The 22190-nt window shown below is 37.2% G+C and carries 23 protein-coding genes; 9 read left to right on the top strand and 14 right to left on the bottom strand.

Annotation, left to right across the window (positions count from 1 at the left end):
• Positions 1-137 precede the first annotated feature (137 nt).
• Together AB8P06_RS15975 and AB8P06_RS15970 are read left to right on the top strand one after the other, a co-directional pair.
• Complete coding sequence (locus tag AB8P06_RS15975) at positions 138-3485, top strand: methylmalonyl-CoA mutase family protein (protein WP_369843256.1); 3348 nt, start codon at positions 138-140, stop codon at positions 3483-3485.
• Positions 3486-3544: 59 nt separating this feature from the next.
• Entirely contained in the window at positions 3545-4255 is a 711-nt protein-coding gene (locus AB8P06_RS15970) for a Dph6-related ATP pyrophosphatase (RefSeq protein ID WP_369843254.1), read from the top strand.
• Positions 4256-4289: 34 nt separating this feature from the next.
• Here AB8P06_RS15970 and AB8P06_RS15965 read toward each other — a convergent pair whose 3' ends face one another.
• The gene (locus tag AB8P06_RS15965; RefSeq protein WP_369843252.1) at positions 4290-5699 is read right to left on the bottom strand and encodes a pyridoxal phosphate-dependent decarboxylase family protein; all 1410 of its coding nucleotides are present in this window, start codon (positions 5697-5699) and stop codon (positions 4290-4292) included.
• Between the two features lie 218 nt (positions 5700-5917).
• Between AB8P06_RS15965 and AB8P06_RS15960 the strand changes: the two genes are divergently transcribed.
• Entirely contained in the window at positions 5918-7063 is a 1146-nt protein-coding gene (locus tag AB8P06_RS15960; RefSeq protein WP_369843250.1) for a serine hydrolase domain-containing protein, read from the top strand.
• A 17-nt stretch (positions 7064-7080) separates the two neighbouring features.
• Complete coding sequence (locus AB8P06_RS15955; protein ID WP_369843249.1) at positions 7081-7608, top strand: 2'-5' RNA ligase family protein; 528 nt, start codon at positions 7081-7083, stop codon at positions 7606-7608.
• A 290-nt stretch (positions 7609-7898) separates the two neighbouring features.
• Here AB8P06_RS15955 and AB8P06_RS15950 read toward each other — a convergent pair whose 3' ends face one another.
• Together AB8P06_RS15950 and AB8P06_RS15945 are read right to left on the bottom strand one after the other, a co-directional pair.
• Complete coding sequence (locus AB8P06_RS15950; protein WP_369843247.1) at positions 7899-9263, bottom strand: T9SS type A sorting domain-containing protein; 1365 nt, start codon at positions 9261-9263, stop codon at positions 7899-7901.
• A 2-nt stretch (positions 9264-9265) separates the two neighbouring features.
• Complete coding sequence (locus AB8P06_RS15945; RefSeq protein WP_369843246.1) at positions 9266-9757, bottom strand: hypothetical protein; 492 nt, start codon at positions 9755-9757, stop codon at positions 9266-9268.
• A 101-nt stretch (positions 9758-9858) separates the two neighbouring features.
• On the opposite strand from AB8P06_RS15945, the gene ruvC reads away from it, so the two are divergent.
• Positions 9859-10413 (top strand): crossover junction endodeoxyribonuclease RuvC, encoded by a 555-nt coding sequence (gene ruvC / locus AB8P06_RS15940; RefSeq protein ID WP_369843244.1) that lies wholly within the window; start codon positions 9859-9861, stop codon positions 10411-10413.
• 6 nt (positions 10414-10419) lie between these two features.
• On the opposite strand, the gene AB8P06_RS15935 is transcribed toward ruvC, so the two are convergent.
• From AB8P06_RS15935 to AB8P06_RS15925, 3 genes are read right to left on the bottom strand one after another with little or no spacing between them, the layout of a single operon-like run.
• A complete protein-coding gene (locus AB8P06_RS15935; protein WP_369843242.1) occupies positions 10420-10689 on the bottom strand; it encodes a hypothetical protein in 270 nt (89 codons plus the stop codon).
• Positions 10635-10883: a DUF6705 family protein gene (locus AB8P06_RS15930; protein ID WP_369843240.1), complete on the bottom strand. Its 249-nt coding sequence runs from the start codon at positions 10881-10883 to the stop codon at positions 10635-10637. The genes AB8P06_RS15935 and AB8P06_RS15930 overlap by 55 nt, the downstream gene beginning before the upstream one ends.
• A 52-nt stretch (positions 10884-10935) precedes the next feature.
• Positions 10936-12825 carry a zinc-dependent metalloprotease gene (locus AB8P06_RS15925; protein WP_369843238.1) on the bottom strand — a complete coding sequence of 630 codons (1890 nt, stop codon included), beginning with the start codon at positions 12823-12825 and terminating at the stop codon, positions 10936-10938.
• 224 nt (positions 12826-13049) lie between these two features.
• Between AB8P06_RS15925 and AB8P06_RS15920 the strand changes: the two genes are divergently transcribed.
• A complete protein-coding gene (locus AB8P06_RS15920; RefSeq protein ID WP_369843236.1) occupies positions 13050-14120 on the top strand; it encodes a DUF4407 domain-containing protein in 1071 nt (356 codons plus the stop codon).
• Positions 14121-14184: 64 nt separating this feature from the next.
• Positions 14185-14382: a KTSC domain-containing protein gene (locus tag AB8P06_RS15915; protein WP_369843234.1), complete on the top strand. Its 198-nt coding sequence runs from the start codon at positions 14185-14187 to the stop codon at positions 14380-14382.
• 84 nt (positions 14383-14466) lie between these two features.
• On the opposite strand, the gene AB8P06_RS15910 is transcribed toward AB8P06_RS15915, so the two are convergent.
• Together AB8P06_RS15910 and AB8P06_RS15905 are read right to left on the bottom strand one after the other, a co-directional pair.
• Positions 14467-15117, bottom strand: coding sequence for a hypothetical protein (locus tag AB8P06_RS15910; RefSeq protein WP_369843233.1), 651 nt, complete (start codon positions 15115-15117; stop codon positions 14467-14469).
• 20 nt (positions 15118-15137) lie between these two features.
• The gene (locus AB8P06_RS15905; protein ID WP_369843232.1) at positions 15138-15386 is read right to left on the bottom strand and encodes a hypothetical protein; all 249 of its coding nucleotides are present in this window, start codon (positions 15384-15386) and stop codon (positions 15138-15140) included.
• Positions 15387-15754: 368 nt separating this feature from the next.
• Here AB8P06_RS15905 and AB8P06_RS15900 point away from each other — a divergent pair, with 368 nt between their 5' ends.
• Positions 15755-16222, top strand: coding sequence for a redoxin domain-containing protein (locus tag AB8P06_RS15900; protein WP_369843230.1), 468 nt, complete (start codon positions 15755-15757; stop codon positions 16220-16222).
• A 2-nt stretch (positions 16223-16224) separates the two neighbouring features.
• A complete protein-coding gene (locus AB8P06_RS15895) occupies positions 16225-16743 on the top strand; it encodes a DsbA family protein (RefSeq protein WP_369843228.1) in 519 nt (172 codons plus the stop codon).
• Between the two features lie 68 nt (positions 16744-16811).
• Here the strand turns inward: AB8P06_RS15895 and guaB are convergent, their stop codons facing one another.
• From guaB to AB8P06_RS15865, 6 genes are all read right to left on the bottom strand, one after another.
• On the bottom strand, positions 16812-18272 hold the full coding sequence (gene guaB / locus AB8P06_RS15890; protein ID WP_369843226.1) for an IMP dehydrogenase: 1461 nt from the start codon (positions 18270-18272) through the stop codon (positions 16812-16814).
• Positions 18273-18448: 176 nt separating this feature from the next.
• Positions 18449-19153, bottom strand: a complete 705-nt coding sequence (locus tag AB8P06_RS15885; RefSeq protein ID WP_369843225.1) for a hypothetical protein — start codon at positions 19151-19153, stop codon at positions 18449-18451.
• Between the two features lie 29 nt (positions 19154-19182).
• Positions 19183-19683 carry a DUF4252 domain-containing protein gene (locus AB8P06_RS15880; protein ID WP_369843224.1) on the bottom strand — a complete coding sequence of 167 codons (501 nt, stop codon included), beginning with the start codon at positions 19681-19683 and terminating at the stop codon, positions 19183-19185.
• 12 nt (positions 19684-19695) lie between these two features.
• Positions 19696-20979 (bottom strand): DUF4252 domain-containing protein, encoded by a 1284-nt coding sequence (locus AB8P06_RS15875; protein WP_369843222.1) that lies wholly within the window; start codon positions 20977-20979, stop codon positions 19696-19698.
• Positions 20980-20984: 5 nt separating this feature from the next.
• On the bottom strand, positions 20985-21671 hold the full coding sequence (locus tag AB8P06_RS15870) for a hypothetical protein (RefSeq protein WP_369843220.1): 687 nt from the start codon (positions 21669-21671) through the stop codon (positions 20985-20987).
• Positions 21646-22155 carry a GFO_1088 family ECF-type sigma factor gene (locus tag AB8P06_RS15865; RefSeq protein WP_369843218.1) on the bottom strand — a complete coding sequence of 170 codons (510 nt, stop codon included), beginning with the start codon at positions 22153-22155 and terminating at the stop codon, positions 21646-21648. The genes AB8P06_RS15870 and AB8P06_RS15865 overlap by 26 nt, the downstream gene beginning before the upstream one ends.
• Positions 22156-22190 lie beyond the last annotated feature (35 nt).

Raw genomic sequence — 22190 nt, 5'->3', positions numbered from 1 at the left:
AACGAATGTTTATTCAAACGGGAGAAAATTAAATCCTTAAAAAGATATAATGAATTATTTTTCAATGCCTTAAATAGTAAAATAAGGTTGGTATTTTATTATTATATTTGGAAATTCAGAAATTTTCTAGATTTTTTATGGAAACCCAAAAATATACTCCTAAAAACAAAGTAAGAATTGTAACAGCCGCGTCGTTATTTGACGGGCATGATGCAGCGATTAATATTATGCGCCGTGTAATTCAGGGAACAGGATGCGAGGTCATCCACCTGGGACACGACAAATCTGCAGAAGAAGTTGTAAATACAGCGATTCAGGAAGATGCCAATGCCATTGCCCTGACTTCATATCAGGGTGGTCACAATGAATATTTTAAATACATCTATGACCTTTTAAGAGAAAAAAACTCACCGCAGATCAAAATCTTCGGTGGTGGCGGTGGTGTAATCCTGCCCGAGGAAATTAAAGACCTGATGGATTACGGGATCGACAGGATCTACTCTCCGGATGATGGCCGTGAGCTTGGCCTTCAGGGAATGATTGATGACCTGGTCAACAGATCAGATTTCGCAACAGGAAAAGAAGTAACTGCTGATGACCTGGATTCAATTAGCTTTGAAAACTCAACAAGCATTGCGAAAATTATCTCTGCCGTTGAAAACTTCTCAGATGAAAAACCTGAGCTCGTAAAGGCAATTGATGAAAAATCGAAAGATCTACATATCCCGATCATCGGTATCACAGGTACAGGTGGTGCAGGAAAATCTTCTTTAACAGATGAACTGGTAAGACGTTTCATCCGTTCAAATCCGGAGAAAAAAATTGCTATCATTTCTATTGACCCTTCAAAAAAGAAAACCGGAGGAGCACTTTTAGGAGACAGGATCCGGATGAATGCGATCAATGATCCAAGAGTCTACATGCGTTCGATGGCAACAAGAGAAAACAATGTTTCCGTTTCGCCGTTCATTCACTCAGCTTTAAATGTTTTAAAACTGGCTCATCCGGATGTGATCATATTGGAAACTTCAGGTATCGGGCAATCAGGTTCTGAGGTTTCAGATTTCGCTGATGTTTCAATGTATGTAATGACACCTGAATATGGTGCTTCTACACAGCTGGAAAAAATCGATATGTTGGATTATGCAGATCTTGTAGCTTTAAACAAATCTGACAAACGTGGGGCTTTAGATGCATTACAGGCCGTAAGAAAACAGTTCCAGAGAAACCATCTTCTATGGGAAAGCCCGTTGGAAAGCATGCCGGTGTATGCTACAAAGGCATCTCAGTTCAATGACCACGGGACAACAGAATTATACAACAGGCTGATTTCTAAAGTCAATGAAAAGTTCGCTGAATTAGGTTTGAAAACTTTTGCCGAACAGGAAATTACGGATGAAGTAACGATTATTCCTCCGAAAAGAGTCCGCTACCTTTCTGAGATCGTTGAAAATAACAGACAATATGATGCAAATATTCAGAAACAGGCAGAGTTAGCCAGAAAAATGTATCATATTGAAGGGGTAAAAAATATCATTGCCAATGAGGCCCTGGATGCAGAATATCAGAAGGCGGAAAAGGATCTTCAGCAGGAAAATATTGATTTCCTGAAAACATGGGATGATACTAAAAAAGCTTTCCATGAAGAGTTCTATTCTTATTTTGTACGTGGGAAAGAAATTAAGGTTGAAACCTCAACAGAATCTTTATCCCACTTAAGAATTCCAAAAATCGCATTACCAAAATACAATGACTGGGGCGACCTGATCCAATGGAAAGGCCAGGAAAACCTTCCGGGAAGCTTCCCTTACACTGCCGGAATTTACCCGTTTAAAAGAACCGGAGAAGATCCGACAAGGATGTTCGCAGGAGAAGGAGGTCCGGAAAGAACCAACAGAAGATTCCATTATGTATCTGCTGAAATGCCGGCAAAACGTTTGTCTACCGCATTTGACTCTGTAACATTGTACGGACAGGACCCGGCTTTACCACCGGATATTTACGGTAAGATCGGAAATGCAGGAGTTTCCATCGCTACGTTGGATGACGCTAAAAAACTGTATTCAGGATTTGATCTGGTGAATGCTTTGACTTCCGTTTCCATGACGATTAACGGACCTGCTCCAATGCTGCTGGCTTTCTTTATGAATGCTGCCATTGACCAGAACGTTGAAAAATATATCGCCGAAAACAAACTTGAAGCTAAGGTTGAAGCCAAGCTTAAGGAAAAATTCGACGACAAAGGATTAGAAAGACCGAAATATAATGGAGAACTTCCTCCTTCCAACAGTGGTTTGGGATTAAAACTTCTGGGAATTACCGGAGACGAAATTATTCCTAAAGAAGAATATGAAAAAATTAAGGCCTACACCATTGCTACCGTACGTGGTACTGTTCAGGCAGATATTCTAAAGGAAGACCAGGCACAAAATACGTGTATCTTCTCCACTGAATTTGCTCTTCGTCTGATGGGTGACGTTCAGGAATATTTCATTAAAGAAAAAGTAAGAAACTTTTATTCCGTTTCCATTTCAGGATACCATATTGCAGAAGCAGGAGCCAATCCGGTTTCACAACTGGCGTTCACATTAGCCAACGGCTTCACCTATGTGGAATATTATTTAAGCCGTGGAATGGATATCAATGATTTTGCACCTAACCTGTCTTTCTTCTTCTCCAACGGTATCGACCCTGAATATTCAGTGATCGGACGTGTAGCCAGAAGAATCTGGGCAAAAGCAATGAAATTGAAATACGGAGCAGACGAAAGAAGCCAGATGCTGAAATATCACATCCAGACTTCCGGGCGTTCTCTTCACGCCCAAGAGATTGATTTCAATGATATCAGAACTACCCTTCAGGCATTGTATGCTATCTATGATAACTGTAATTCGCTTCATACCAACGCTTATGACGAGGCGATCACTACTCCTACTGAGCAATCAGTAAGAAGAGCCATGGCGATCCAGCTGATTATCAATAAAGAATTAGGCCTTGCTAAAAATGAAAATCCACTCCAAGGTTCATTTATTATTGAAGAACTGACAGATCTTGTAGAAGAAGCTGTTTATACGGAATTCGACAGAATCACTGAAAGAGGTGGTGTTCTCGGCGCGATGGAAACCATGTACCAGCGTTCAAAAATCCAGGAAGAATCCATGCATTACGAATGGCTGAAGCATACCGGAGAATATCCGATCATCGGGGTAAATACTTTCCTTGGAAAAGACGGTTCCCCAACGGTACGTCCGGGAGAAGTCATCCGTTCTACCGAAGAAGAAAAGCAAGCACAGATCGCTGCCCTGCACAACTTCCAGAATGCCAATGAAAGCCAGTCTGAAGAAGCGTTAAGAAAACTACAGTATGCAGCTATCAATCAGCAAAACTTATTTGGAGTTATGATGGATGCTGTGAAATACTGCTCTCTTGGACAAATTACCAACGCTTTGTTTGAAGTGGGTGGTAAGTACAGAAGAAATATGTAATCTGCATCAGATAATAATTATAGAAATCTCCCTATTTTTGGGAGATTTTTATTTTAAATATGAAACCGAAAGCCATCTTCAACTGGAGCAGCGGAAAAGATTCTGCCTTAGCTTTATATACAACCTTAAAAGAATCTCAGTTTGAGGTTACTGCTTTGCTGACAAGCATCAATAAAGAGTTTCAAAGAATTTCGATGCACGGCGTTCATGTTTCGCTTTTAGAAAAGCAGGCTGAAAGTCTGGGGCTGAACCTGATTAAAATGGAACTTCCTAAAGAACCGACGATGGAAGAATACCGGGATCTGATGAGCAAAACCATGACTGAAATTCAGTCTCAGGGGGTTACCCATTCTATTTTTGGGGATATTTTTCTGGAAGATTTAAGAAAATACCGTGAAGATCAATTACAGGCCATTGGGATGAAAGCTGTTTTCCCCTTATGGAAACAAAATACAACCGATCTCATCCATGAATTTTTAGATTTAGGTTTTAAAACGATTGTGACCTGTGTGAACGAAACTTATTTGGATAAAAGTTTTGCAGGACGAATCATCGATAAAAGTTTCATCAACGATCTTCCCGAAAATGTAGATCCCTGTGGAGAAAACGGTGAATTTCACACTTTCACTTTTGATGGCCCTATTTTCAAACAACCGGTTCATTTTGAAATCGGGGAAATCGTAAAAAAAACTTACCCGAAACCTAAAGCTGATCCCGATGATGAGGAAGAAGAATATGTTTTCTGGTTTTGTGATTTGATTTCAAAATAAACCCCGCAGCAATTTACTGACGGGGCTTTTATAATTATTTCAATGTTGTGATGATTTCATTCATCAGGTTAAAGACCAGTTCTATATCTTTTTCATTCGTTTTCCAATTGACGAAAGCTGCCCTGATTCCTTTATGCTGATTGTAAAAAGTAGAAGTCATAAAAACTTTTCCGGTATTGTTAAGGAGCTCCAAAAACCGTTCAACTTTATCCTGATCTGCACTATTTTTAAGGGTAAAGCAAACCGTATTCAGCCGCACCGGAGAGAGGAGTTTAAAATCACTGCTGTGATCAATCAGTTCACCGAACTTTTTTGATAATGCTACATTGTTTCCTACAATTTCCTGATATCCCTTTTTACCGTAAGCTACGATAGAAAACCAGGCAGGTAAAGCCTTCAGTCTTCGTGAGTTTTCAGGAAGAAAATTTAAATAGCTGAAGTTTTCCAGCGGATCTCCCAGATAAGGAGCATTAGAATTCTGAAAGGTCTCTACCTGTAATAATTTATACTGTTCTTTTATGAAAAAAACAGCACTTTCATAAGGGACATTCAGCCATTTATGACAGTCTACCGTAATGCTGTCTGCATTTTCCCAGCCTTCTACCAGATGTTTTGTATCGTCTGTACAGGCTGCAAACCCTCCGAATGCCGCATCAATATGCCACCAGAATTTATATTTCTTTTTCAGCTCTGCAATGGCTTTAAAATCATCGAAGTCTACCGTATTCACCGTTCCGCCGCTTGAGATCAGAATAAAAGGTTCACCCTGCAATTCCCTGATCTGTTTTTCCAGGTCTTCAATAGATATGGCTTCCCTGTTTCCTGCCATTGTTTCAACCTTAACAATATTACTGCTCCCGATTCCTAAAAGAGACAGGGATTTTATGCTTGAAGAATGAGGTGTGGCCGTTACGATCTTAAAAGGAAATGAGATGCCGTCTTTTGCAATATCTTTCCCTTTTTCTTTGCCTATCCATTGTCTGGCTACTGCCATACAGGTAAAGTTGGACATCGTTGCTCCCGTTACAAATCCTCCTAAAAAACTTTCCGGAAGCCCCAGAAGATCCAGCATCAGCTTAATGGTTTCCAGCTCGATCACCGCAGATGCATCTCCCTGCTCGTTCAATGACTGTGTATTCTGATCATATACGGAAGCCAGCCAGTCTCCTGCAATGGAAGCTGGTGTAGATCCTCCCGTTACATAGCCCCAGTATCTCGGGCCTGATGAAGCAACAATAACCGGTTCAAATTTTTCATTAAAAATCTCCAGTGCTTTTTCTGTTCCGTAGCCGGATTCAGGTATTTCTTTAATATCCGGGATTAAATTCTGATCAACAGTAGTTCTTCTGTCGGATATTGTATTCAGATAAGATAGTCCCTGCTCTTTTACCTTCTCCAATAAATTATCGATTTGTGACCAATCGTTTTCGAGATATGTTTTCATTCTTGTTGAATCGTTTATTCAAAATTATTACTTTTCGTGCATAGTTGCGTTACCTAATTTACGTCCAATTTGTAATTTTAAGTTTCCGTTTTAATGAATTCCTTTCATGTAACCTGTAAGCAATTAAATATAAATCAATTAGAGCAAAACCATTAAATTTTTAAATACAAAACCTTCAATTTGCATTCTTTTTGATAGGTTTTAAAATAAAAAAACAAATGCTGAAAATTTACAACCTGACATTCATTTTATTCATTTCCCTCTTTTTTTTAACAGCCTGTAAAGAAACTTCAACCCCAAAAATACCGGTTGTTGACAGAAATGCAATTATAGATTCAACGATCACCTCATTTGAGAAAAAGCTTCTGGAACAGCAGGTCGATTCCGTTTTTAAAAAGTACCATTTCAACGGAAGCATCGGTGTATTCAAAGATTCAATACAGCTCTACCGAAAAAATAACGGATTTTCAGATTTCAAAAACAAAACAAAGATCGACAGCAATACTATTTTTGCTATTGGTTCCGTCAGCAAACAGTTTACAGCAGTCATGATACTTTTGCAGATGGAACAGGGAAAGCTGAAAACTGAGGATAAAGTTTCAACTTATTTAAAAGAATTTCAGACTAAAGGATATGAAAACATTACCATTCATCAGCTTTTAAATCATACTTCAGGATTAAATACTCTTGGTGGAAAACTGATGTTTAAAAGCGGTTCTGATTTTTATTATTCAAATGACGGGTTCAATACATTAGGAAAGATCCTCGAAAAAGTTTCGGGGAAATCTTATGATGAGAATCTCAAAGAGCTGTTTCTGAAAGCAGGAATGAAGCAATCTTCCACCGGAAATACGTTTAAAGGCGGTGATTTTGCAGGCGCCTATCTTGGGAATGAAAAGAATACGGAAAAGATAAAGAATATGCCTGAAAGACTGGGCGGAAAAGAAATCGGAATTCCTGCAGGCGGGATCCTTTCTACCATTCAGGATCTGCACCAGTGGAACACAGCTCTGTATGGCGGAAAAATTTTAAAGCCTGAAACCTTACAGAAATTTACTGCAAAAAGTGCCGAAAGACATCATGCTGTTTTCGGAAAAATGAATTACGGCTATGGCATCATGACAAGTACAGGAAAGCCTGACACGTATTTTCACAGCGGATATATCAAAGGCTCTCCGTCGCTCAATATTTATTATCCCGGAACTAAGACCTCTGTTATTATATTGTCTAATATTGCCGATGAGGCTAAAGGAAAAGGTTCGATTTTCAAACCTCATCTTGAGGTCAAAAAAATCACCGATGCTCTTGAAAATACCATTGTTGATCTGAGAAAAAAGATGATCAATACGGTAGAGAAAAAATAGTTTTATATTTTTAGCTCATGAAAAAATTATACTTCATAGCGATTTATCCACCTCAGCAGATTATTGAAGAAGTAAAGGTTTTTAAACAGGATTTAGCGTTAAACTATAATAATTCAAAGGCGGTAAAGAATGACGCGCATATCACGTTGTGCCCACCTTTTTCCAGGGAGCTTGAATTGGAAAATGATATTTTTGTGGCATTCGATAAAATAGATACTTGTGTCTCCCCTTTTGAAATTGAGCTTAACGGTTTCGGAGGTTTTCCTAATCCGAAAAATCCGGTTCTGTATATACATCCGGAAGAAAGTATACCATTAAAAGATCTTTATGACAGAGTGAAACAGCAGTTCAGTTTTATGAGAAATTCTTTTACGCCTCATATGACGGTTGGCTACAGGGATTTAAGCTTTGAGAATTATTTAAAAGCATGGGAAATTTACAAAGACAAAGAATTTAAAACTAAATTTACCGTTAATAAGATCCTACTCCTCCGCCATGAAGGAAAATGGCTGCCCATTGCAGAGAAAGTATTAAATATAAAATAAGGCAACTATATTTACACTCATCAATTTTTTATTAACGCAAAGCTTTTAAAATCCGACTGCTATATTTTAAGAAAAGCAAAGAAAACAGCAAAGCTGCTATAAAGTATTCTTTTGAAATCTATTTTGACAGATTAAAAACCTTTGCTCATCTTAGATCGATCCGATTCATCATTTTCTTTGCGATAAAAACCGATCAGAGAGGCAAGAAAAAAAGTGTAAAATAGTATACGATTGCCTAAAATAAAATCGGCTCTGATAGAGCCGATTTAAATATTAAAACTGAAGATCATTTATTCTTTTACAATTTTCTGGGAGATAATCAAACCTTCGTTTTCCGTTACATTCAAAGTATAAACTCCGGCAGGTAAGGTATTAATTTCCACATGTATTGTTGATGAATCTTTCATGTCAAATTTCACAGGGATTATTCTGCCCGATCCGTCATACAATGCCAGTTTAATGTTTTTTGCAAACTCCTGTTTCCCTTTGATATAAAATTCATTATTGGCAGGATTAGGATAGATCCCGAATCTTCTTTCTTTTGCTTCCACATCAGAGACTTTCAAAGTGGCAGATTTATTCAGCGTCCAGGTTACGGTAGCAAAATGAACCGTGTTATGCCCCGTCACTTTGACTAAAGTGGTATTATCGGTTACAGAAAAAATCAGGGTATTATTTCCGGTGTTTAGCTGGCTTGGGGATATTGTCAATGAATTAGCTGCTGAGGAAAGAGCCGTTCCGTTAAGTTTCCATGAATTTACTAATGTATTGGGTATCGGTAAAACCTCATTTACGGTAAAGGTGATCGGCGCTGCTACATTCACTGTACTGTTGCTGGCTGGTGTATAAGAATCCACCGGTGAAACCAATGAATGGATTCTTTCAATGATAGCTTCTTTACATACGGAACAAAACTGCCTGTCAAGATATCTCATTTCACAATTCTGATGCGGACGGTACCATGAAGGGCTTTCAGTATAAGGATAAACTCCTACACTATTGAATCCAACCCAGTTTTTCCATTTAATTGTTGCAGGATTGGAGTTCTGGGTTTTGTTGGGAGATTCTCCCGTACCTGCAAACCAGTATTCATCGGCCAGGTTTCCGAATGAATGCCCCAGCTCGTGTACTACAATTTCATTAGCTGATCCATTTAAAGAGGCAAAGGCATACGTTCCGCCACAACCGCCGTATTCCGTAGAATTTCCAAGCACATAAGTAATATCATAATCCGGTACATTAGCAGCCAGAACCTGTGCTACCTTATTTGTGGTATTGCTGTAAATACACCGGTGAACCCCGAAGTCAAAAGAAGATCCTAAATAATTGGTAGGATTGGAAACCGGGATCACAGGCTCCGTAACATCAGTTGCCGTTCCGGGATGCTTTACTCCGGTTTGTGTAGAGATCACTTTTACAGCATATGCATTAAAGTAATTTTTATATTCTGTGTATGGGCTTTTGGTAAAAAGATAGTTGATGGTAGACTGTGCTGAGGAAACAAAGCTGCTTTGCTGTGCTGCAGTAAACCCGTCTCCTAAAACCGCAATATTGATGCGTTTGTCATTCGATCCGTTATTCAGGATAGATACGGTCTCAAAAGTTTGAGAAAAACAGAATGTGCTGATCAGTAGGAAAAATAAAGTTTTTTTCATGGCTAAAGTTTTTGGTTAAATAATAATTGATTCCCTGCATTTGTAATTTTCTCCACCTTCACGATTCTGATATCCGCAGAATGAGGATACCGGACACTGAATTCCGCTGTTTCAAGTGAAACCTTATGCCTGCTGATTCCTTCTTTTTCAAAACTCTCCATATTCTGATTCAACGGGTCTTCAACAATCTGCTTGTTGATTTCTTTTCCGTTGCCATCCGTCAGGGAAATAATAAAATCACCCATCCCTGCAGAATTTCTGTCATAAGCCGGTACAGATTTAAGCTTTCCGTCTGTAATTTTTTTAGATTCAAGGGTTACTTTTTCCGGCCCGGAATCACTTTTTTCAACTTTAAAAAAAAGATATCCGATCTGGTTTTTCTCCTTCAATACATTTTCGGTTTCCATTGGGCTCTTTACTCCTAAGTTATTCACCTGCAGAAAGCTGCAAAAAGCAAAGAGTGGAAAAATAAAAAGGTTTAGTAAATTTTTCATAATCATTTTTTGTTGAAGTTAATCAATTTTCACTATATAAAGATTTATTATTATTATTTTTTTACTTCTTAAAAAATCCGGAAAGTTATATCTTTGACTCAATGATTTCAGAAAAAATAATTTTAGGTATCGATCCGGGAACCGCTATCATGGGGTTTGGAATTATCTCCGTTAAACAAGGTAAAATGGAATTGGTTTCCATTCATGAGCTTATTTTGAAAAAATACCCGAACCACGAAACTAAATTGAAATATATCTTCGATAGAACCTTGGCTCTGATTGATGAGTTTCATCCTGATGAAGTGGCTTTGGAAGCTCCTTTTTTTGGTAAAAACGTTCAGAGTATGCTAAAGCTGGGCCGGGCACAAGGAGTCGCAATGGCTGCAAGTCTGTACCGGAATATCCCGATTACAGAATACTCTCCGAAAAAAATAAAAATGGCGATTACCGGAAACGGAAACGCCAGTAAAGAACAGGTCGCAGGAATGCTGCAGAATCTATTAAAACTGAAAGAATTTCCCACAAAATATCTTGATGCCTCTGATGGTCTTGCTGTAGCGGTTTGTCATCATTTCAATTCAGGAACCATTTCAGAAACCAAATCCTATACCGGTTGGGACAGTTTTTTAAAACAGAATCCGGACAGGTTAAAATAGCCAGGATTACTGTTTTTCATAAACATCTTCAATCTCCGTTACTTTCCCGTATAAAATATCATTATAGAGTATTGAGAATCTGTTTTTTGAAATTATTTTAAACCGTTCATTTTTCTTCAGGTCTTCTTCGAAATATGAAAATGAATTTCCGTTTAATGTAACCAGATTCCGGGAAGTAGAGCTTTTTACCGCACAGTCTTTACCTGTTGCAAAGTTTTTGGTTAAAAACAGATCCTTTCCGTCTTTTTCAAACAGCAAGTATATTGTCTCATACATTCATGAAGAGGAAATACTTTCTTTTCATTTCCAGCCGCATAGTTCTTAGCTGTTAATTTCCATGTTCCCACAAAATAATCTGCATTACGGTCTTGTTCAAAATTCTTGGGAGCATTAACTAATGCCGTATTTTGAGATTGGGCCTGACAGCTCACGACTAAACTGTAAAGCAGCAATACAATAAGTATTCTCATATTCACCCGTTTTAAATCAATAAAAAAGCCCTTTGTTAAGGGCTTTTTTATTTTAGTTATTTAAGAATTTTTTTGATTCTTTTTTATCTGAATAATTGATAATGTACATTCCTTTTGGAAGCTGTTGATTGATCTGAATCTCATCTGATTTAGAAATTCCTTTTTGCAGGATTTTTCCACTTGCATCATAGATCTCATAATTTCCAAATGTGCTATTTTTACCACCAACCAGTTTTAGTTTATTTTCAGATTTTACATAAACCATTTTAGTTTCTGAATTATTTTTCACGTCAGAAGTTCCTAATACATCTAAAATTCTTACTGCATAATCTTCCATCTGCCCGTACTGTAATTGAGAACATGCCCCTAAATCAGGAAAGGTAGTTCCATTGTATGTTGCCGCATCTACTGCTATTCTCATTCTGAGATAAGTATTTTTCACAGCATTTACCGGCGGTGTGATATTATTCGTAACAATCATCCCTGAATTAGACAGGTTACCGGATGTATGATTAACTACCAATTCAGAATCATCAAATGCCCCGTTATTATTATAATCTATCCAAACCTTTGTCTTAAATTTTTCCGGCTGACTGAATGCATAAGCATATTCCACCTTCAGCTCGGTGCTTGCGGTTGAAGAAATATCTGTATAATAAGCAGGTCTGATACAGTTTGCTGAAGCAAAATCATCATAGTATTCAGGAGAAGCTTCATCAGAATCATATCCATTTGTAGTACTATTGATTGTTCCAAATTTAACTTGCGTCGCTCCGATAGCAAAATTGTTATTGGTAGGATGAGCCGTTCCTACAGGATTACATTGTGCTGCAACTACAGAAACCGGCGAAGGGATAACCACTGAAGGATCTTTTCCCGCCGTTGAATTAAGCAGATTTTTTCTGTATTCCATCATCAGCATGATCGCTCTGTCTCTCTGCCCTTCCGTAAACTTACGGTTAGAGTTTGTATAATTCATTACATTATACTGAGTACCATCGTTGTTTTGTCCTGTACATGGATCAATCGTATTATTATTAGGAATCGGAACTCCGTACATACTTCTTGAAGGAGAGGTATCACAAACCCTGTCACCGTCTGTTGCGCAGTTATTATTTACAGGGCAACTTGTCTGATTGGTATAGGGTACTCCCTGGAATGTATGGTATAATCCGAAGGCATGCCCCAATTCGTGGGTTAATGTTGTATCGTTCAGGTTTTTGATCGTAGCCACTTTCATGAAACTTTCATACTCGTAATCATAAGAATCCGGGAACATGGCATATCCCATTAATCCGTATGATAATTGTTGCTGACCATCAAACCCGATCACCACATAGATATTAAAATAGGAAGTTTCCGGCCAGTGAGGTGCCAGTTCGTTTTTAATCTGGCTGTCGCTTGCCCCACTTGAGCTCTGCATCTTAACGCCTCTGGTATCATATAAAGGAATTGTGCTTCCGTTATATCTTACAATACCTGTGGTAGGAGTACAGCTTGGGGATCTTTTAGCCAACACAAGCTTAAAAGGAATCACAGCTCCGCCGTCAGGTCCGGGACCTTCAGGGTAAAAACCGTTTCCAAAAGTTGTGGCATACATACTGTTTGCTCTGTCGATCCAATCTTTAATCTCCTGGTCTGTAAGCGAAAGGTTAGAATTGGCTGCAGCCTGTGATTCAATCACGTGCACCACAACAGGAATCTCGTATACCTGGCCTGTATAAAGCCCGTTCCAGGAGGTAGTGGCACCTACTTTATTCAGATAAGACTGTTTATTTAATCCTGCCAATCTGGCTTCAACTTTCTCTCTGTTTTTTTCCAAATTTGGATATTTGGCGTTCATTTTTCTCATTACATCATCAAAACCACAATATTTTTCCGTGTTCTGAGAAAATGCATTAACAAAAGACACTAATGCAAAAATCATAATAATTTTCTTCATATCATATTTATTTCGTAAATAATTTTGGCAAAACTATCATTTTTTCAAAAATCCCCAATAATTTTGCAGTTAAATTTTACAAATATTCAATACAGTTTCACATTATTTTATAAAAAACTGGAATACAAGGAATTAATTGGTAAAATAAACATACTTGGTAAAACATATTACTATTTTTAACATTGGTATGATTTTTAGTATTACTTTTGTATAAATTTTCAATCATGAAAAATAACCAACAAACTATAAATCAATCGAATCATAAGATAAATTGGTTCCAGAAATTTCTGATGGTCTGTTCCGGAGGAAACATCCATATTTTAAGGAAAACCCCGAGTGAATGGAATAAATTTGCAGGCATCGGAGGAATCGTTCTTTTCACCGCAATTTTTGCTACTCTTTCAGCAGGCTATGCCATGTACACCGTATTTGATAATATCTGGGCAACTGTAGGCTTTGGAATTTTATGGGGATTAATGATTTTTAACCTCGACCGTTATATTGTTTCTTCCATTAAGAAAACCGGAACCTGGTGGAATCAGATCCTGATGGCCATACCGCGTTTGGTTTTGGCAACATTTTTAGGAATTATTATTTCAAAACCCTTAGAGCTTAAGATCTTTGAGAAAGAGGTCAACAAACAGCTGAATACAATCATCCAGAGAAATAAAAAACAGCTTCAGGGTGAAATGAACGGAAGAATTCTACAACAAAGCGGACCTTTCGAAACCGAAAAAAAACAGATCTCAGAAAAAGTTGTGCAGTACCAGAAATCTTATGATTCTGCGGCCGTGGAACTGGAAAAAGAGATTTTAGGAAAACAATCCGGCCTTACAAGTGGAAAAGAAGGTTTTGGCCCCAATGCAAAACGTAAACAGGAACTTAAGGAACAAAGAAGACAGGATCTTGAGAATTACCAGAAGCAGGTAGCTCCAAGACTGGAATATCTGGATAAAGAGATCTCAAAAGTATATACCAATCTTGAAACGGAACGAAAATCAACCGAAACCTTTGAGGATAAATTCAATGGATTTGCAGCAAGGCTACAGGCACTGGATGAGCTGGGAAAAAACTCCGCCATTATAGGATTAGCGGCAGCTTTTATTATGGGGCTTTTCATCTGTCTTGAAATTTCTCCTGTACTGGTCAAATTAATTTCCCATATCGGCCCTTATGATTATCTGCTGGAGAAAACTGAAAATGACTTCCGGTTGTATTCAAAAGAAAAAGTAGAGAAAGGAAATGCGCTGACCGATTTCCGGATCGATGATTTTAAAGAAAACCTTAAGAAATAAATTAATCCCTTTCAGAAATTCTGAAGGGGATTTTTAATAGGAATATTTTTTGCAGGAAAATGATATGCCTTCCAGTGTCGTTAATCAATATATCTATTTTCCTGAAACTGAAATATTGCGGATTATATATCAGTCGGGAGCCATATATGATTATCTGAAGGTTCCACAGGGTATTTCTGATAAATTTAAAGCAGCAAGATCTAAGGGTAGGTTTTTAAATGCTGTCATCAAACCAAAATTTAAGTTTGTTAAAATAAAATAATAAATCAACTTATTTTCCTTCTGATGTTTTTTTTCAGAACTTAGTTGTTAAGCTTCTTTAATATTATTTGAGAACTTTATATTTTTATTGTAAATCTTTGATTTTATCTAAATAGGTGTAATCTTCCTTAACTTTGTTTATGTAAGGATCTCGCCCTTCCGGTTTGCTTACGAAATCCGAATGAAATGTTTCAGCTCCTGAATAAGTAACAATCTGTTTTGCTAAATCCTTCACTAATTGTGAATTTTGAGAATCTTTATTCAAAGTCACTAAGGTATTGTACAAAAGACAATATCCTATGTATTTTGAAGCAACTAATTCTTTAGCATAATTTATTATTAAGGCAGCCTGATCTTGAGTTGGTGTATCATTTTGAATCCCAAGAAGATCTTTTTTAGCAAGTATTATATAGATCAAAAATTGTTTTTCGGCAGTACTTAAATCAATATGATACAATGAACTAATTGCTTTCCATCCAATTTTAGAGTCATTCATTTTATGATTAAGGTCATTCTCAGTACTGAAAGTAAGAAAATCTGTATGAGCATCAAGATATGGTAATTGTTCTGTATACTCTTTTCCAACGATCCTGTTAGTGGCTGAATTATTTTCATTTAAAACCGATGATTTAAATGCACTTTTATCATTATTTGATTCGTTTGCCATAGCGTCTTCTTTGGAACAGTTTGTTAAAATTGAAGTTATAGCTATAGTGCTTAAAATGATTTTTTTCATATTATTTGATATATTTTTTGTTAGCAACCTATACTTGTTCCTTCCCACGAATCAACTACTCCGGTATCAAAGACATAATCTGACGTTGCATATGCATAATGCACTGTTGTTCCACGAGGTGGATTTCCTGTACAAGCAGTTCCATTCGGGACATTCCATCCCATACCAATTCCATAACCACCGGCTGAATTATAACAACCTTTTGTACATACTTTTGCTTCAATAGCCACAAAAGCTACCATAGCTAAATCTGTCATTAGTTTTTTCATATTTATTTTAATATTTAAATTTCATCCTGAAGACATAAAATAAATCCAATAATGAGGAAATTACTTTTCTATGTTAAGCACCTTTAATGCGACTTTTCAAAGATATAGAACAGGATTAAAATTTAATTACGGCTATACGTAATGTAGAATAATTGAAAAATTAGTATGAAGTTGAATTACATTTCATATTTAACCAAATCCAAAAAGCATTCACCAAGAATGTTTTTTGTTATTTTTGTATATGTTAAATAATTCTCATTTTAAGCCAAATTTTAATATAAATTTAAGTCTTTAAATACAATGAATTAAAATTCCTATTTATAATTTTAATCTACCATTAAAATACACATTAACCAAATCTCTAAAATATGATATTAGAAAAAGGGACCCCCGCCCCGGAATTCGAACTTCATTCCACACCTGATCAAAAGCTGAAACTTTCTGATTTTTCGGGTAAAAACCTAGTTTTGGTTTTCTATCCTGCAGACTGGAGCCCTGTGTGTGGAGACCAGGTAAGTTTATATAATGAAATGCTTTCTATTTTCCGAAAATACGACGCCGATATTCTGGGAATTTCTGTAGATAGTGCCTGGTGCCATGATGCTTTCATGGAAAACAGAAAACTTCATTTCCCTTTATTGGCCGATTTTAATCCGAAGGGAGAAGTTTCAACAGCCTACGGAGTCTACAATGAAGAAAACGGAACTTCAAAAAGAGCCTTGTTTGTCATCGATAAAGAAGGAATCATTCAATGGAGCTATTTATCTCCTGATGGTATTAATCCGGGCGCTGACGGCATTATCGACGCTTTAGAAAGTTTAACTCAAAAACAATAATTATGTCTGTTTTAAGAATTCCAGTTGGCCCGAACGACCATGTTCAGGGCGATCCCAATACTGCAAAAATCGTATTAGTAGAATATGGTGATTATCAGTGTCCTTATTGTGGGCACGCATTTCCGCTCGTAAAAAAGTTTGTAGACGAACATTCTGACGAAGTGGCTTTTATTTTCAGAAACTTTCCTTTAACAGACTCTCACGAATATGCTATGGCAGCTGCAACAATAGCGGAAGCAGCCGGAAAGCAGGGTAAATTCTGGGAAATGCATGACCTGATTTATAATAATCAAAACATGTTGAATGAAGAAATGCTTAAAGAATGTGTCAAAACATTGAATCTCGATATTAATAAAGTTGAGAACGATATCACTACAGCCAACCTTCAGGATAAAATTGAAACTGATTTTGAAGGTGGAGTAAGAAACGGTGTCAACGGAACCCCATCATTTTTCGTCAATGATCAGAAATGGGAAGATTATGACGGAACCTATGATTCATTTATTGATCTTCTTTCTTAATTGAAAACATTCTGTAAAAACAAAAAAACCATGCAATGCTGCATGGTTTTTATTTATATCCAGTTATTTTATAATGAATAATTCGGAGCTTCCTGAGTGATAATTACATCGTGCGGGTGAGATTCTTTCAATCCGCTTCCTGTAATCATGACCATTTTGGTGTCTTTTTGTAATGCTTCAATATCTTTTGCACCACAATATCCCATTCCTGCTCTTAAACCACCGGTCAGCTGGAAAATAACATCTTCCAATTTTCCTTTGTGCGGTACTCTTCCTTCAATTCCTTCCGGAACGAATTTTTTGGCTTCACTCTGGAAATATCTTTCTTTACCTCCTCTCTTCATTGCAGAAAGGCTTCCCATTCCCTGGTAAGATTTGAATTTTCTTCCCTGGAAAATAATTTCTTCTCCCGGAGCTTCATCAGTTCCTGCTAAAAGAGAACCTAACATTACCGCGCCTGCTCCACTTGCAATTGCTTTTACAATATCTCCTGAAAGCTTGATCCCGCCATCTGCAATTACAGCCACATTTTGAGACTTGGCATAATCATAAACATTATAAATAGCAGACAATTGAGGAACACCAACTCCGGCAACCACTCTGGTTGTACAGATAGAGCCCGGACCAACACCTACTTTAAGAACATTTGCTCCTGCTTTGATCAGGTCTTTTGCTGCTTCTGCGGTAACAATATTTCCACCAACAACATCTAAATCCGGATAGGCATTTCTGATTTCTGAAATTTTGTCTAAAACTCCTTTAGAATGACCGTGAGCTGAATCGATTGCTACAATATCCACGCCGGCTTTTACCAAAGCTGCGATTCTATCCATCGTATCTTCACCTACTCCAACTCCGGCTCCTACGATAAGACGCCCGTTCTGATCTTTGTTGGCATTCGGGTACTCCAATTGATTGTCGATATCTTTAATCGTAATTAAACCGACTAATTTATTGTCTTTATCTACGATCGGAAGTTTTTCAACTCTGTTTTTAAGAAGAATTTCTTTGGCTTTTTCAAGGTTGGTATCTTTATCGGAAGTGATCAGATTTTCCTTCGTCATAATCTCCTCAACTTTCATATCAAGGTTTTCCTGATATTTTACATCTCTGTTTGTAATGATCCCGATCAAAACATTGTCAGGGTTTACTACCGGAAGACCGGAGATTTTATATTTTGCCATCATATCTTTGGCCTGGCCCAAGGTATGATCTTTTGAAAGGGTAACGGGATCAGAGATCATTCCGTTTTCGGAACGTTTTACACGGTTTACCTGTGCAGCCTGCTCTGCAATCGTCATGTTTTTGTGAATGAAACCCAAGCCTCCGACTCTTGCCAGAGCAATAGCCAGATCTCCTTCAGTAACTGTGTCCATCGCAGCAGAAACTATCGGAACATTCAGCGTAATTTTGTCGGTAAGTCTTGATTTTAATGAAACCTGGTTAGGTAAAACTTCTGAATAAGAAGGGACTAGAAGAACGTCATCGAAAGTGATGGCTGTCTCTACAATTTTGTTATGAATAGACATCTTTACTTTCTTTGCAAAATTAGGTTATTTTGACGAGATATGAAAATCCTTTTTAATAGTTTAAATAAAATTTAATAATCAATAACTTAAATCGAAAAACCGCTCTTATATAAAGAACGGTCTTCTGTACAAAAATAATGAATGTATGTGAAACTAATTGCTTCTTGTATAAGAGCCTATTTTATAATCTGTCCGTTTTCGTCCAGTTTATCAATATGAGTCTGGTTGTTTTTATCAACATAAATTTTAAGACGGATACGTCCGTTGGTATCTTTAAGGAATAGTCCTATATCTCCGTCTGCCGTTTTTCCTGCAAAAAATCTTTCTGTTGTTAGTTTTCCTTCCTTTCTCAACTTGCCATATGCCTTTTTAGATGCTGCGGGGTCATTGAGCTTCTTTAAAGAATCTTCAAATTTTATAATATCTTCCAGAGGAAAATCATCAGGCCTGTCCCAGAGCTTAAGCCCGTAGGTCCTGTTCTTTTTATCTCCGGTTCCTTCCATGTACTGCAGCTGCATAATCTGGTCTGTATTTCTCTGATCTACGGAATATACCATTCCAGATCCATCTTTATCCGCACCATACACAAGTCCTCCGCATTCGTCACCCAGCTCGTTAAAAAAGATCAGTCCCGCCTCTCGTTCTCTCGGTTTAAATTCTTTACTGTTGACCATTCCGTTGTGCTGGCGTTTTTTATTACTGATCACCATTTTTAATGTTCCGTCTTTTTCGATAACATTAATACGCTCTACATCTATTTCTTCAAATCGTTGGCGGGTATTTTGATTTTTAAATGCAAAAAAGAAAAACAGGATACATACAGCGGTGAGTGAAACTGCATAAATCTTGAGAATACGCACTTCCTTTATAAGTTTTTCCATAATAAAATATTTGTGTTTGGTTGTGATAATTATTTATCCGAAGCAGCATCGATCATTTTTGAAATGTCGTCTGCCGTAAAATTTCCTCTCACATCCACAAAAACCAATTCTTTATCGGAGTTTACTGTAATCAGCATATTTTTAATAGACTCTCCCGTCTGCTTTACACGGATGTTTACATTATCTCCGTCATGCTTTATAGTTGCCCAGTCTTCATAATTGTTGTTATTTAAAAATGCGGCATAATCATTAAGCATTTCCTTATCACCATTTTCAACGGTCAGGACTTTTATTTTTGATACTTTCTTCACAAGATCCATCATCGCTTCATCTTCGCCATCTTCTCTTAAAGCTTTTATAATAAAGGGTTTTGCCAAAAACATCGGTACATTGACACTTTCAAACTTTGCCCCTTTAAAATCATACCCGGAATCTGAAAAGAAATCCATATTGGGTTTGTGTGAAACGACACAGGATTGCAGTAAAAACAGGATACCGGCGATGAGTGAAATGTTTTTTAAAGTTTTCATGGCTACTCAGTTTTAATTGATCGGTTTTAAACTTCCGCCGGACATTTTGCTGATATCGGATTCTATATCAGGATTTCCTCTGTATTTCACCAAACCTCCTGATGAAGCTTTTACTTTAAGCTTTTTAGCTACATTTACAGAAAGGCTTCCCCCTGACGTAGATTCGGCTTCAAGCTCGTTCAGTCTTAAGTTTTCAGCTTTACAAAGCGCTCCGCTGCTGATATCGATTGATCCGGAATTGGCCTGGCCTTCAAAGAACGTATCGGCACCACTTGAAGTTTTAATAATAATATTTCCGGTATTGATCTCTGCTTTAATATTGGAACCGGAAGCAGCCTCTACATGGGTTGTGTTGGAAACATTAAACTTTCCTTTGATAAACGCTCCTGATGAGGCATCAATATCAAGATTATCCGCTTTTACAGAATTTACGGTGGTAAAACTGGCACCGGAAGAAGCTTTAACATTATCCATTCTTGGAGCGGAAACGTTTACGCTTAAATTTTTAAACTTTAAGTTTTTAACGCCTTTATTATCTATATACACTTTTAAAATGCCATTTTCCACTTTCGTTATGATATATTGAAGTTTATCGGCATCGGCAATCACCTTGATGTTAGTCGGAGTTTCCTGTTTATAAACCAGGTTTATTCCGGTACTTACATGAATTCCTGAAAACTCACCTACATTTCTGGCTTCGCCATTCAGATAAGAGGAAGTAGTTTCCGAAGTCAGATTGCTTCTTAAATTACTGACAGGACTATTTTTTGATTCTGCAGAATTGATGATTTTATTAACATCGCTCATTTTCATTTTCCCGTTAAGGATAAAAAGGATATTCTCTTCGTCAGAATCAATATTGAAAACCAGGTTCTCTAAAAAATCACCATTTTCCGCCTCTGCCAAAAATTTCATGGAAGTCCCGTCACTGTTCATAGACATCAGCTCATTAAAATTAAGTGATCTCAATGCCTTATTAACTTTCTCTGTTTTCAGATCATTTAATCTTATATTGTCTGCATTTTCAGATTTCAGATCTTCCGGAAATGTAGCTTTTGGAATAATAAGAACTTTAAGGCCATCTACCTGGCTCAGGATAGGTTTTATTTTTGTAAGGTATTCATCATCCACATCAAGGGTATTCAATAATTTGAACATCGGTTTTTTAATGTTGATAGAGGTTACCCCACCGTTTTTTTCAAAATCCTGAAAAAGCTGGTCCAATTTTTCGGTTTGTGCAGAAAGCGTTACCAAACCGGTAAGGATAATCATTAATATAGAAAATATTTTTTTCATGACTTTTAGTATTCGTTGTTCAAATTTTCATTTTTTTGAGAAGATGCTACTGATTTTTTAAACTCACTTCCCATTTTCATAAAGGAATAGGTAGCAACATCTATCGCTTCTTTTTCACTGGTGATTCGCTTTCCGTTTACAATGACATAGGAATCGTTATAGCTTGTAGAATCTCTTGAAATCTTTTTGTAGGAAGAATTATCCACATACTTCGGTTTTCTTTCTTTTTTCAATCTGCCCCGTTTAGGTAAGATTTCATCGAGAACGTCTTTATCTGCCACTGTATTTTCCTGAAAGATCGAATCTTTTTTGGCTCCGGAAATCGTATCATTGGTATGATTAACGGCTACCTGATCTTCATGGTCATTGTTTTCTTCGATAAAATCATTTTTCTGATTTTTAATCTGGTTTTCGACAAACTGAGCCTGATTTTTAGCGGTATTGTCCTGATTATAATTAAAGATCAGCCCGATACCTAAAAGTACCACTACACTCGCTGCCATCCAGAACCATTTCGGGAAAGAGGGTTTATTTTTTCCAATCGGGATGACCGGAGCTTCATGATCTGTTTCACCATCCCCTTCTTTTCCTTCTGCTTTCTTAAGGAAATCTTCAAAATCCCAATCCATTTTTTCTTCCTTCAGATTCCGGAAGACTTCGTCGTATTTATTTTGATATTGATCGTTGTTCATAATTCATCAGTTGTGATATTTGTTCTTTTACTTTTTGTCTCGCCCGCATCAGATTTACTCTTACTGCGTTTTCTTCCATTTCCAGTATTTCAGAAATTTCAGACACTTCATACTCTTCTACATCTTTCATATGGATAACCATTTTTTGTTTCTCGGGAAGCTGATTGATAAACCCTATGATATGCTCTTTCAGATTATTCACTTCCATGCTGTAAAGCTCTGAGCGGTGAAGCTGCATATCTGCAAACCCTAACTTCACATCGTGGTGCTTCAGTCTGTTCAGGCATTCGTTCCGGACGGCTTTCAATGCATAGGATTTTAAATTCCCGAATTGCTCAAGCTCCTCTTTTTTCTGCCAGAATTTTATCATCAGATCCTGCACTACATCTTCCGCCTCATCACTGCTCATGACAAATCTTTTCGCAAAACGATACATCTCGTTTTTGAGAATAAACACCGTATTCTTAAAAATTTCTTGGGTCATGAGTTTTGTTTCTATAGGTAAGACAATTAAAATTT

Origin of the sequence: Chryseobacterium tongliaonense (genome assembly GCF_041224435.1) — a bacterium.
Taxonomy (GTDB): Bacteria; Bacteroidota; Bacteroidia; order Flavobacteriales; family Weeksellaceae; genus Chryseobacterium; species Chryseobacterium tongliaoense.
The sequence above is the reverse complement of the archived record's forward strand: the minus strand, read 5'-3'. Positions and strand labels throughout refer to the sequence as shown.